Below are 12446 nucleotides of genomic sequence, written 5' to 3' on the forward strand. Positions count from 1 at the left end.
TGAATTATGTTGTGCCTCGGGAAGTCACAGCCTGCCAGGCAGCGATGGCATCCCGGTTGGCGGCGATATCGTGCAGCCTTAAGATTTCGACCCCCTGATTTGCGAGAGCCACAGAAACGCCGATGGTACCGGCCAGCCGTTCTTCGAGCGAGCGACCGAGCAGTTTTGATAAAAAACGCTTGCGGGAATGCCCGATCAACACGGGAAACCCGAGTTCTTGAAAAGACGAAATCTGAGAGAGAATCTGCAGATTATGATCTGCGGTCTTGCCGAAGCCGACGCCAGGGTCGAGGACAATCCGCTCCGGTTCCACACCTGCTTCCAGGAGTGCCTGTACCCGCATTTGAAACCAGCTTTTCAGATCAGCAACGACATTATCGTATACCGGATTTTCCTGCATCGTTTGCGGCGTTCCCTGGATGTGCATACAAATCACGCCGGCCTTTGATTCAGCAGCCAGCGGAATCATCGCGGAATCAAAAGTCAGACCGGAAATATCATTGATAATGACAGCACCTGCCTGCAGCGCCTGTCGTGCGACTTCTGCTTTGGTGGTATCAATCGAAATGGGAGTTTTCGTCTGAGCAGAGAGTGCTTCAATCACGGGGACAACCCGACGAAGCTCTTCCTCCAGGGGAACAGGATCAGCGCCAGGCCTGGTGGATTCTCCCCCAATATCCAGAATGTCTGCACCATCTTGAACCAGTTGTAACCCCTTTCTGACAGCGGACTCTACTTCAGTGGCTTCGCCTCCATCAGAAAAACTGTCTGGAGTGACATTCAAAATTCCCATTAGAAGTGGTAACTGGCTAAAGACCAGTGTTTCAGAAGCACACTTCCAGATTCGCTGCGATTTGGATTGACGGGGTGGGGAATCTGGAGAAGGTATATTCACAATGCGAACTACTCAATAACGTGTTGTGGTTTAATTCATCCGGCTGAAGATTTCACTCAGGATGAACGGTGCACAGAAATCTCAGTCAGTGAAACAGTCGCGTTTTGCTGAAAGAATTTCCCAGCGAGAAACAGGGCCGGATCATGTATTGGTTTTACTAATCGGGAATGCGGGTTGCAAGGAATTTAGCAGTAAGAAGCCGCTGGAAGACATGTACAGCGTGCTATTCGAAGAACAATGATCAAACTTTATCACAGGACAAATTTATAACCTATGCTTCAAACAGAGTCTTCAGGTCTGGGCGATTGATGTGTAGTCATAACTGCTTGAAAATCAAGTAAAAACAGGCATTGTTTGAGACTTCAGGAAACAAAGGATTTTTAGAGAAACTTTATTTTTAGTGTTGTCTTTACTTTGACATCGCATTTCGTTCTGGTATTGTAATCAGCGTATTTGCCGTAACCGGCAAATCTTACCAAACCAGAAAAACAGACCTGTTTTCCCCAAGTGCGTAGGCTTGGGGACATCGCGGGGGGGTGAAGTAGTGACTCATCTTTCAGCGAAGTGGAACCACTTTTATTTATTGAATCTGAGGAGTACACCATGATTCGAAAAACTGTCACACTTTCTTTGGTCGCTGTTCTGACAATGATCGCTGCTTCTTTCAGCGTTTCTGACGCTGAAGCATTCGGTTTCCGTAACCGTTGCTGCAAGCCAGAACGCGTAAAATGCTGCAAACCAGAACGAGTACGTTGCTGCAAGCCCAAAAAAGTACGTTGCTGCAAGCCAGAACGAGTACGTTGCTGCAAGCCAGAACGCGTACGTTGCTGCAAGCCAGCTCCAGTAAAGTGCTGTGCACCAGCTCCTGCTTGTGCTCCAGCCCCAACTTGCTGTGCACCAGCTCCTGCCTGTGCACCAGCTCCTTGCTCAAGCTGTGCTCCTGCAACACCAGCTTCACCTGCTCCTAAAGTAGAAGAAGCACCAGCTCCTCCAAAGAAAGCTCCTGCACCAGCTCCTAAGAAAGCCTAATGCAGAATGAGCTCCTTTCGGAGCATCGATGAATTCAAACGGTCCCATTGCTTTAAGCAATCGGGGCCGTTTTTTATTTCCCGTCTGAAATGCAGGGAGCGATTTGGCCAGATACACTCGAATGGGAGCCGCGTAGGGAGAGCAGGATATGCATTCGCGTTCCAAGAATTCAGGCAGATTTTGCGTAGTCCTGTTCGAGCGGCTCTACTTGTTCAGCATTTTGTGCTGAGAGAAGTTTGCGGAGTTTTTTCTCCAGCCTGGGAAGCATTTTATTCCCTGCATTGGTGACTTTATAGAAGACTCCCGAATCACGTCCCGCAATCTGGAACTTGAGCAGATCAAAGGCGATTAATTTGCCATGAATACGAGGCAGATGTTCGACGACAACACCATCCACTTCATTCTGGCGGATGACCCAGCCATCTGACTCCGGATCCTGCTCTTTAACTTGAACCTGCATTTGGCTGTAGTGCCTCAAAACAAGACACCACTCGGGGTTTTCCAGCATCTGTTCCTGTTCAAAATCTATCATGTTGTAGTTATCGACACGGCACCTAATCCAGTGTTATGGAATTCGCTTTGCCGACACGACCGACATAACAGGACCACTGTCTTACCCCTCCAGGCAAAAAATCGACGAAAACAACTCAAGATTTTCCGAAACAAACTGACTGAGATTCCAATCGGCAGACGGGAGTGATTTACAAGAGTTCACACGACCGCATCAGTAATCCGTGATGAGTTCATCCGGATGGGCTGGACTACATATTGGTCTTGGAATCAGAGACCTCACCCAACGCAGCATTGAGTGCATTGGTCATCTCAAAATCATGCAGATGGTCGCGGGTATAAATCCGGAAGATCAGAAAACTGACCGGAAGTGCGCGGAACAACTCATCATCGTGCAGTTCCTGTGTCTTTTCAGTCCCCTGATCCAGCAGGAAGTTCTGGCCTCCCGCGGGCAGACGGCCACTGGGGCGATGATAGTGCCTGGCAACGTCGATGCGCAGGGGGATCTGTTTTAGTTTCGCGGGCAGTTTCGCTCGAACCCGTTTTTCCACGAGTTCCGGCTCTGAAAAAATCGATGTGTGTACGGCGGTGCCGGAATGAAAATTGAGTGAGCGTTCGCAGGCCATTTTCCACTCAACATTCCGTGAAAGAATTCCCTGCCAGCGTTCTCCCAGATCCTGAACCGCCGGGTCCGAACTCTTTTTAAAACGCCCCACATCAACCAGAAAAGAGGATTCCGTGAATCCCAGATACTCGTCCAGGTGCTCCAGAGGGTTCCCATGAAACAGGTGCTGCATGGTTTCTGCAAAGATTTCTTCCAGGGCCAGATCGAGCGCGCGAACCGTACGGTGATAATAAATCGTACGAAACAGATTGGCCCGGGTTTCAATAAAATTGACGAGCGCCTGTAATCCACGTCCGTGAATTGTTAAACCTTCTGCCGTAAAGAAGCTGTAGTGGATTAACCGGGATACATCGACGGCTCGAATATTGTAACCTGACATATAAGCATCACGCAGGACAAAATCCATATTATCCACGGTATAAATCCCACTGAACATGGCGCGAAGTTTACAGAGCCAGTCCGGGTTTCCTGCTTCGCTCTGCTGATCTCCCGAGGGACGGCAAATCAGCCAGCCAACCTGTTTCGGATCCAGTTCTTCCAGAGGTTTCAACCGACCATTGGGATTCCTGCGGATCCCGCGGATCAGATCCCCCAGTTCATGCTCGATAATATGAGCCCCGATATCTTCATGGGTTAAACCGTACTGATCCAGATAATGATCATCAAAGAAATGACCAAAAGGTCCATGGCCGACATCATGCAGCAGCGCAGCGAGACGCACCAGGCTTTCCACATAAGGCAGTGAAGGGACATTGCGACAGGCACTATTGAGTGAATCATACCAGGCATGGATGGCGACTGATGCCAGATGCATCGCCCCCAGCACATGCTGAAACCGCATATGTTCTGCCGAGGGAAACACCCACCATGCTGTCTGCAACTGATGGATGTGCCTTAACCGCTGAACCCAGGGATGATCGATGATCTCCTGTTCTGAGTTTTCCTCATCAGGCATTCCCGTCCTTGATGTAAACGGAATATAGCCATGGATCGGATCGTGAGCCAAACTTTCGGAAATAAAATCGCGTACCATTATCTCACTGTTTCAATTGGATTAAATAGCGAATAGAATCTGAACAGGTTTTCATAAATCCTTTTTTTGTTGCAGCTTATATTCTTATGACGTTGTCACATCTTCCCAGCCGGATTCAGTTCCAGACACATCATCCCCGCCGATGCCGTCTGCTGCGACGTTATGAAATCCTGGCATTGCTCGTTGCTCTGATAGCCACTGTTATTTTACATGGCCTGCTGAAGATTACCACTATCGTCCACTGGGAACTAGGCGTGATTATCTTTGCAGCAATGCTGTACTTCACACTGAGCCTGGGGTTTCGCTATATCTGGCACCTCTCCCGCAAAGAGTTCCTTCGCAAGCATGCCGTATATGTGTTTCTATCGGGCTTCTGGACCAGCAGTGTAGCCCTGATCGTCATTTTTCAGGATCTTCTACCAGACTCTGCACCTGATCGACTGCTTCTGATCCTGGGAGCTTCAGAATTCTGTGTCATTCTGCGGAGCCTCTATGAATCGATACTCCTGATACGGCGTGTCTCTTCGCGCGGCTGGAATCCGGCGTTGATTGTCGTCTCTTCATTCCTGGTTCTGATTTCCGTTGGAACGATCCTGCTGATGTTCCCCTCAGCCCGTGTTCAGGACCCCACCTCCGTGAATACAGAAGGCGCTCCCTTTTTGACTGCTTTGTTTACCTCTACCAGCGCCAGTTGTGTGACAGGTCTGATAATCGTTCCCACGGGCACTTACTGGAGCAGAACAGGGCAAACCATCATCATGTTCCTGTTTCAGATTGGCGGACTGGGAATTCTGACTTTTGGTGCCTTCTTCGCGGCAGCATTTGGAAGGTCGATGCAAATACGCGAGAGTGTCACATTTGGTGAAATGCTCGAATCTCATCAGCGTGGCGATATGCGACGACTGCTGCTGGCGATCCTGGGGATTACTATTTTCACCGAGCTGGCAGGAGCCGTCTGTCTTTCTGGGTTATGGCCGGAACATCCCTGGCAGGAACGAATCTTCTTCAGCCTGTTCCACTCAATCAGTGCCTACTGTAATGCTGGCTTCAGCCTGATGGACGACAATCTGCTGGGTATGGGCCATCACTGGCAGGTCTGGGGCGTGATGCCGGCATTGATCATCATTGGAGGACTGGGCTTTGCCGTGAACTACAATTTCATGTTGTACGGTATCACTCACTTTTCCAATTTGACGGTACGTAAGCCCCTGTTTCACCATCCGACCCAGAAAGTCAGGCTGACGATTTCATCACGCCTGGTTTTTTTCACGACACTTTTTCTGCTGCTGGGGGGGACCATTGGAATTTACTTTTTAGAGTCGATCCATGGTAACCACGAAATCCCCTTCTGGGAGCGACTGAACCAGGCGTGGTTTCAATCGGTGACAATGAGAACCGCAGGCTTTAATACAGTTGACCTGGGAGAATTCCAACCTCAATCCAAACTGTTTTCTGTGTTGTTGATGTTTGTGGGTGCCTCACCCGGTTCCACCGGCGGAGGCGTCAAAACAACTGTTTTCGCCTTGTCGATCCTGTCAGTCTGGGCCCTGCTCAAAGGCAGAGACCGCGTGGAAATCATGGGGAGAACGATTCCGCCAGCTCTGATTCACAGGTCATTAACCATCATTTCACTGGGAATGCTGGTGCTGATGACATCTACTCTGCTGGTCGTGTTATTTGAAAATCGACAGGATATATTTCTGGACCACCTGTTTGAAACAACCAGTGCCTTTGCAACAGTCGGCGTTTCAACAGGGATTACCGCAAAATTAACAACCCCCTCACACTGGGTGATTATTTTTACCATGCTGATTGGTAGAGTTGGACCTTTGACAGCTCTGATTGCTTTGTCGAATCGTGGGCCCTCCTACCGATACCGATACCCGGATGAAAGTGTGAACCTGGGTTAATCCCTGTAGCAGAATACGTTAAAATACTGTTTCATCCGGCATACATTTATTTCATCCCCAAGGGAGTAATGATCCAGTGATAAAAGTAGCTGTCATCGGTTTAGGACGATTCGGAACGGAACTGGCAAAACGACTCGGTGCCAGCCAGGTTGAAGTCATCGCCATCGATAATTCCGACAAGCTGGTCAATGAAGTCAAAGATGATGTTGCCATTGCGGTCCGCCTGAACGCGACGGATGAGCTGGCATTGAAAAGCCAGGACATTGACAAGGTGGATGCCTGCGTGATCTCCATCGGCGAAAATTTTGAAGCGGCTCTACTGACAACTGTCATACTCAAAAAACTGGGAGTCCCTAAAATCATCTGCCGCGCTCAGACCAAGTTCCACGCGGAAATTTTTACTCAGGTCGGCGCCACCGATGTCATTCAACCTGAAGTTCAGGCCGGCGCACACCTGGCACGACTGCTGGCGAATCCTCACCTGGAAGACTATATCCAGGTGGGCGACGGTTATACCATGATCGAATTAATTACACCGAAAGAATTCATCGGGAAAAATCTGACGGAACTTTCCCTGCGATCTACTTACTCGGTGAACGTTGTCGCGATTCGCAAACGGAATTCTCCTGAAGTGGAGGAGAAAACCGGTAAGCTTTACACGACGGACTGTGTTCCTCACCCGGACTACCAGATTCAGGAATCAGATATTCTGTTAATCATCGGAACAGACCAGAACCTGCTGCGGCTCCCCACCAGCAATACATGAACTGATCAGACCGACAGAGTCTGCAGGTCAGACCCAGTCTCTGGATCGTTCGATAGCTTTTTTCCAGCGTTGATACAGATGCGTTCTCCGCTGTTCATCCATGGCAGGCTGAAACTCAACATCTAGAGCCCAGTTTTTTGTCACTTCGTTCTGATCATGCCAGAAGCCGACCGCCAGCCCTGCCAGATAGGCGGCTCCCAGAGCTGTGGTCTCGTGTACGACTGGTCTTTGTGCGGGGACATCCAGCATGTCCGCCTGAAACTGCATCAACAGTTGATTTGCCGCGGCTCCCCCATCCACTTTCAGATTTTTCAGTTTGATCCCGGAATCCTCTTCCATGGCATGCAATACATCACAACTCTGATAAGCCAGCGATTCCAGAACAGCTCTCGCTACATGTGCTTTCGTAGAGCCACGCGTTAATCCGATTAATGTCCCCCGTGCGTTCTGATTCCAGTAAGGAGCTCCCAGCCCCACGAATGCAGGTACAAAGAATACGTCGCCTGAATCTTCTACCTGGGATGCTAAACCTTCTACTTCTTCTGACGATTGAATAATCTGCAGACCATCCCGCAGCCACTGAATCGCAGCACCAGCAATAAATACGGATCCTTCCAGACAATAAGTAACCTTGCCATTAATACTCCAGCCAATTGTGGTCAACAGTCCGGTCGTGGAGGGAACCGGTTTGTCTCCCGTATTCATCAGCATGAAGCAGCCGGTTCCATAGGTATTCTTAGCAGAACCTGTTTCAAAACAGCCCTGCCCGAACGTTGCAGCCTGCTGATCACCGGCAATTCCAGCAATTTTAATCGACGCACCAAAGAGTTCAGGCGCCGTTTCTCCATAGACCTCACTGGAACTTTTTACTTCCGGCAGCATGCTACGTGGAATATCAAAGACCTGCAGCAGTTCATCATCCCAGTCATGAGTATGGATGTTATATAACAGTGTTCGACAAGCATTGGTGGGGTCGGTAACATGGACTTCCCCCCCCGTCAGCCTCCAGATGAGAAAAGAGTCGATGGTCCCAAACAGCACTTCTCCTTTTGCGGCCTTTTCCCTGAGTCCTTCAATCTCGTTCAACAGATACTCAATTTTGGTACCGGAAAAATAGGCATCGAGGACCAGTCCTGTTTTCTCACGGAACAGTTTTTCGTATCCTTCCGCTTTCAACTGATCACAGCGTTTTGCGGTCAAGCGGCTCTGCCAGACTATGGCATTGGAGACCGGTTTCCCTGTATTCCGATCCCAGAGAACGATGGTTTCACGCTGATTGGTAATGCCGATTGCTGCAATCTCCGAGAGACTGACACCGGACTGCTCAATCACCCTTTGTGCGGTTGAGAGTTGCGAATCCCAGATGGCATCAGGATCGTGTTCTACCAGCCCGGGCGAGGGAAAGATCTGTTCAAATTCCTGCTGAGCGGTTGCCTCAATTTTTCCCTGATGGTTAAACAGTATCGAGCGGCTGGACGTCGTTCCCTGATCTAAAGCCAAAACATACTTAGCCATATCATACTCCTTGAGGCGAACACGAACTTCAAAGCGAAATACTTAAATGCTTACATCCTGTTACATTAAGTAAGCGAAGCCTGGTACACAAGGAATTCCGGAGAAATCTTGAAGAGAGATCTTCTGAGGATCTCAGGCAGCAGTTCAGAACTGGAGCCCTGTTTGGGGAGTGCGCATAAAAAAACTGATGGCGAGAGAAATCATTTCTCAAGCCATCAGTCAGTCACACTTAATGGTACCTCCTGCAAAGTACCAGTGTATCAGCAGTCTGTCCTAGTGGTATGCTTGCATTCCGTGCTCAGACAGGTCCAGACCTTTCAACTCGTCTTCTTCAGATACTCTCAGCTGTCCGATTACCTTCAAGATTGTGAAGAGAATGAACATGGTGACAAAGGCATAAACAGGAATCACAACTGACCCCAGAATCTGAACGCCGATATCAAACCCGCCGAAGATTCCAGTAGCAACGCCACCCCAGATACCACAAAGTCCGTGGACAGGGAAAGCACCAACTGGATCGTCGATTTTCAGTTTTTCCAGTGCAAGGATGCCGAAGACAACCAGCAGACCTGCAACGACTCCGATAATCAGAGCTTCAATGTTGGTGACACTGTCACAGTTGGCAGTAATACCGACCAGACCTGCGAGAACACCGTTTAGTGCCATGGAAATATCAGGCTTACCATACATGATCCAGCCCAGAACCATAGCCGCAAAACCACCGGCTGCAGCAGCCAGAGTCGTGTTGGTGGCGATTAACATGACAGCGTTTGTATTATCGGTTCCGGCAAATGCCAGCTGACTACCAGGGTTAAACCCATACCAGCCGACCCACAGGATGAAGACACCCAGCGTAGCCTGAGCAATGTTGTGCCCTGGGATGGGAACAGACTTACCATCTTTAAAGCGACCGATACGGGGTCCTAGGACAATCGCACCAGCCAGACCGGCAAAACCACCGACAGCATGCACTACAATTGAACCAGCAAAGTCATAGAATCCCATGGCGTCCAACCAGCCACCGCCCCACTTCCAGTATCCACTGATCGGGTAAATAATACCGGTCAGGATAACACTATAGATCAGGTAAGAGCTGAATTTCAGTCGACCGGCAACAGCACCAGAAACGATGGTGGCAGCAGTCGCTGCAAAAGCAACCTGGAACAGGAAGTCAACTTGAGGGTGCAGAACACCAGGACCGGCATCTCCTGCTTCCCCGATTCCAAATCCGGCGTAACCGAAGTAACCATTTCCTGCATCACCCGGATACATAAGACCGTAACCCACGGCGAAATAGATCAATACGCCGACACAGACATCCATTAAGTTCTTAAAGAGAATATTGATTGTGTTTTTGGATGAGTTGAATCCTGACTCAACCATTGCGAAACCGGCCTGCATGAACAGCACCAGCACGGCACACAGTAACAGCATACTGTTATCAAGTGCGTAGTAAACTTCAGTTAATGAAAGTGGGGGGGCTTCTTCAACAGGAGCTTCCTCAGCCGGAGCCTGTGTCTCCGCTGTTGCTTCCGCTGCGGGCTTTTCTGTCGGTTCAGCTTCATCAAAAGCCAAAGTGGGTTGAGAGAACGCTAATACTACGACAAGGCTTGCCGTTAAGCCTGTGAGCGCATGTTTCCAATTCATTTTGTCGCAAACCTTTCCCGGAGTCTAATCAGTCGTTGTTTCTTCTACAATTTTTGACAATCGTTAATCCTGATTAGGGCCCCTAAATACCAATCAATAATTTGAGCACTTTCTTTGGTAGTGGGGCTTAATGCAAACAATGTGCCTCAATCATTTTCCGGAAGAGGTAACATGAACTTATCCTGTTTGTTAATTAGTACTTAAAATCTATCACAATAAATTCATATTTGATGTTTTTTACGTTTTGCAACATTTTCAATGTAGACAAATCAGGCATGAATCAGCTGATCTGCCTCCTGTTTAAGCAGGCTGTCTGAATATTTCTCTGGCAATCGCCAACCTTCAATTTTGACTGGACACTTTAGACTGGAGGCACCATCGAATCATCAATCGATCCCACAATGGATGGAATGCTATTTGGCATGCTCCCCTTCGCTGCCAACTTGGCAGCCTGACTGTGGTACCTGAAACTCTCCATCAACGTAATCCCCTATAATAAAGCGTCTTACGATTCATCAGTCTGATTGGCATGACGATTGCATTTACTGATCACCGTGGTCGGGGTCCAGATAAATCCCTGCCAACTTTGTTGTATTACACCTAAACGTACTCACGCGACAAAGAATGCATGCAAGTGAATCTGTCATGCGCGTGAGAGATCATCGTGGTCATGGGCAAACATTATTGGCCATTATTGCTGGTTGAGGAGAGACTGTGGCAAAACTTTTAAGCTTTGACGAAGAGGCCAGGAAGAGTTTATTGGCAGGAGTCGCTAAATTGTCGCGAGCCGTAAGCAGTACGCTTGGGCCGCGAGGGCGAAATGCTGTCTTGGACAAAGGCTGGGGAACACCAAAGGTAACTAAGGACGGTGTCACTGTAGCAGAAGACATCGAACTGGAAGATCCCTTTGAGAACATGGGAGTCCAGCTGGTTAAAGAAGCTGCTTCAAAAACAAATGATGTTGCCGGCGATGGAACCACAACAGCAACGGTTCTGGCAGAAGCCATTTTCCGTGAAGGGCTGAAGTACATTGCTTCAGGCGCTGATCCAATGGCCTTGAGCCGTGGAGTTCAGAAAGCCGTTGAGGCAGTTGTTGAGCAGATCGGAAAGATCTCCAAGGAAGTCAAAGGCAAAGACAAGAAAGCCATTGAGACTGTGGCTACGATCGCCGGAAACAATGATCCGGAAGTCGGTAAGATTCTTGCAGACGCCCTGTTAAAAGTGGGCGCTGATGGCGTAATCACTGTTGAAGAAGGTCGTGGCGTCTCGACAGAAGTCGATCTGGTTGAAGGGATGCAGTTTGAACGCGGATTCCTGTCACCACACTTTGTCACTGATGAAGATAACCAGACCTGTGATATGGAACGGGCGCGCATCCTGATCTACGAAGAAAAGATCAGCTCAGCCCAGGCTCTGGTACCACTGCTGGAACAGGTTTCCAAAGACGGTTCGCCACTGTTGATCATTGCAGAAGATATTGAAGGCGAAGCACTGGCGACCCTGGTTGTCAACAAATTACGTGGCATCATCAAAGTCTGTGCAGTTAAGGCACCTGGCTACGGTGATCGTCGCAAAGCCATGCTGGAAGACATCGCAGTCTTGACTGGCGGCAAAGCCATTTTCAAAGACCTGGGGATCAAGCTGGAAGCTGTTGAACTGAAAGATCTTGGTCAGGCCAAGAAAATTCATGTCAGCTCTGACAACACAACAATCGTCAGCGGCGGTGGAAATAAAGCTGCCGTCAGTGGCCGTGCTGATCAGATCCGGGCTGAAATCGAAGTCACCGACAGTGAATACGATCGCGAAAAACTTCAGGAACGCCTGGCCAAACTGGCAGGGGGAGTGGCTCAGATCAACGTAGGTGCTGCCACCGAAACGGAAATGAAGGAACGCAAAGACCTGATCGACGACGCACTGGCCGCGACCCGTGCTGCCATTGAAGAAGGCATTGTCCCCGGCGGTGGAATCGCCCTGCTGCGATCCAGCAAATCACTCGACAGCCTCAAGCTGTCTGGCGATCAGGCCCTGGGAGTGGCATTGATTCAGAAAGTTCTGGAAATGCCACTGCGGGCGATTGCCGAAAATGCAGGACAGGATGGTTCTGTAGTTGCCAATCGTGTCAAAAAAGATAAAAGCAGCTCATTTGGTTATGATGCACTGAATGATCGATATGGCGATATGTTTGACTTTGGTGTCGTTGACCCGGCTAAAGTCGTGCGTTCCACACTGCAGAATGCCTCCAGTGTTGCCTGCCTGCTGATGACAACAGATTCCATTGTTGTCGAGGAACCCAAAGACGAAGAAGACGACCACCACCACGATGACCACCACGACATGGGCGGCATGGGTGGCATGGGTGGCATGCCCGGAATGGGTGGCGGTATGCCTGGAATGGGCGGCATGCCCGGCATGGGTGGCTTCTAAAAAACCATCGCCATGCTCCTCTGATACAAGAGCATGGCAACAGGGCCTTCACCGGATCCTGACTGTTACAATATAAAGACAAATTACTTCCG

9 protein-coding genes are annotated in these 12446 nt (G+C 49.4%); 3 read left to right on the top strand and 6 right to left on the bottom strand.

Annotated elements, in window-relative coordinates; genetic code table 11:
* Window positions 1–4: 4 nt before the first annotated feature.
* The 4 genes from folP to GmarT_RS24200 all read right to left on the bottom strand — a co-directional run bounded on the left by folP (window position 5) and on the right by GmarT_RS24200 (window position 4014).
* Window positions 5–895 (bottom strand): dihydropteroate synthase, encoded by an 891-nt coding sequence (gene folP / locus GmarT_RS24185; protein ID WP_230682421.1) that lies wholly within the window; start codon window positions 893–895, stop codon window positions 5–7.
* A 380-nt stretch (window positions 896–1275) separates the two neighbouring features.
* Window positions 1276–1728 (bottom strand): hypothetical protein, encoded by a 453-nt coding sequence (locus GmarT_RS29615; RefSeq protein ID WP_155367793.1) that lies wholly within the window; start codon window positions 1726–1728, stop codon window positions 1276–1278.
* A gap of 365 nt (window positions 1729–2093) precedes the next feature.
* The gene (locus GmarT_RS24195) at window positions 2094–2384 is read right to left on the bottom strand and encodes a hypothetical protein (RefSeq protein WP_002647169.1); all 291 of its coding nucleotides are present in this window, start codon (window positions 2382–2384) and stop codon (window positions 2094–2096) included.
* A gap of 301 nt (window positions 2385–2685) precedes the next feature.
* A complete protein-coding gene (locus GmarT_RS24200; RefSeq protein ID WP_230682420.1) occupies window positions 2686–4014 on the bottom strand; it encodes an HD domain-containing protein in 1329 nt (442 codons plus the stop codon).
* Window positions 4015–4178: 164 nt separating this feature from the next.
* Here GmarT_RS24200 and GmarT_RS24205 point away from each other — a divergent pair, with 164 nt between their 5' ends.
* Window positions 4179–6002: a TrkH family potassium uptake protein gene (locus GmarT_RS24205; RefSeq protein ID WP_002647167.1), complete on the top strand. Its 1824-nt coding sequence runs from the start codon at window positions 4179–4181 to the stop codon at window positions 6000–6002.
* Window positions 6003–6078: 76 nt separating this feature from the next.
* Window positions 6079–6768 carry a potassium channel family protein gene (locus GmarT_RS24210; protein ID WP_002647166.1) on the top strand — a complete coding sequence of 230 codons (690 nt, stop codon included), beginning with the start codon at window positions 6079–6081 and terminating at the stop codon, window positions 6766–6768.
* Between the two features lie 27 nt (window positions 6769–6795).
* Here GmarT_RS24210 and glpK read toward each other — a convergent pair whose 3' ends face one another.
* Window positions 6796–8283 carry a glycerol kinase GlpK gene (gene glpK / locus GmarT_RS24215; RefSeq protein ID WP_002647165.1) on the bottom strand — a complete coding sequence of 496 codons (1488 nt, stop codon included), beginning with the start codon at window positions 8281–8283 and terminating at the stop codon, window positions 6796–6798.
* Window positions 8284–8556: 273 nt separating this feature from the next.
* Entirely contained in the window at window positions 8557–9930 is a 1374-nt protein-coding gene (locus GmarT_RS24220) for an ammonium transporter (protein WP_002647164.1), read from the bottom strand.
* A gap of 714 nt (window positions 9931–10644) precedes the next feature.
* On the opposite strand from GmarT_RS24220, the gene groL reads away from it, so the two are divergent.
* Window positions 10645–12354, top strand: coding sequence for a chaperonin GroEL (groL, locus tag GmarT_RS24225; protein WP_044238496.1), 1710 nt, complete (start codon window positions 10645–10647; stop codon window positions 12352–12354).
* Window positions 12355–12446: the final 92 nt, after the last annotated feature.

The sequence above is a fragment of the Gimesia maris genome, assembly GCF_008298035.1.
In the GTDB taxonomy this organism is placed as follows: domain Bacteria; phylum Planctomycetota; class Planctomycetia; order Planctomycetales; family Planctomycetaceae; genus Gimesia; species Gimesia maris.

What these genes read in the sequence shown, in the direction of transcription:
- GmarT_RS24195 (WP_002647169.1), bottom strand. Translation starts at nt 2,384, where the DNA reads ATGCAGGTTCAAGTTAAAGAGCAGGATCCGGAGTCAGATGGCTGGGTC.
- GmarT_RS24200 (WP_230682420.1), bottom strand. Translation starts at nt 4,014, where the DNA reads ATGCCTGATGAGGAAAACTCAGAACAGGAGATCATCGATCATCCCTGG.
- GmarT_RS24205 (WP_002647167.1), top strand. Translation starts at nt 4,179, where the DNA reads ATGACGTTGTCACATCTTCCCAGCCGGATTCAGTTCCAGACACATCAT.
- glpK (WP_002647165.1), bottom strand. Translation starts at nt 8,283, where the DNA reads ATGGCTAAGTATGTTTTGGCTTTAGATCAGGGAACGACGTCCAGCCGC.
- GmarT_RS24220 (WP_002647164.1), bottom strand. Translation starts at nt 9,930, where the DNA reads ATGAATTGGAAACATGCGCTCACAGGCTTAACGGCAAGCCTTGTCGTA.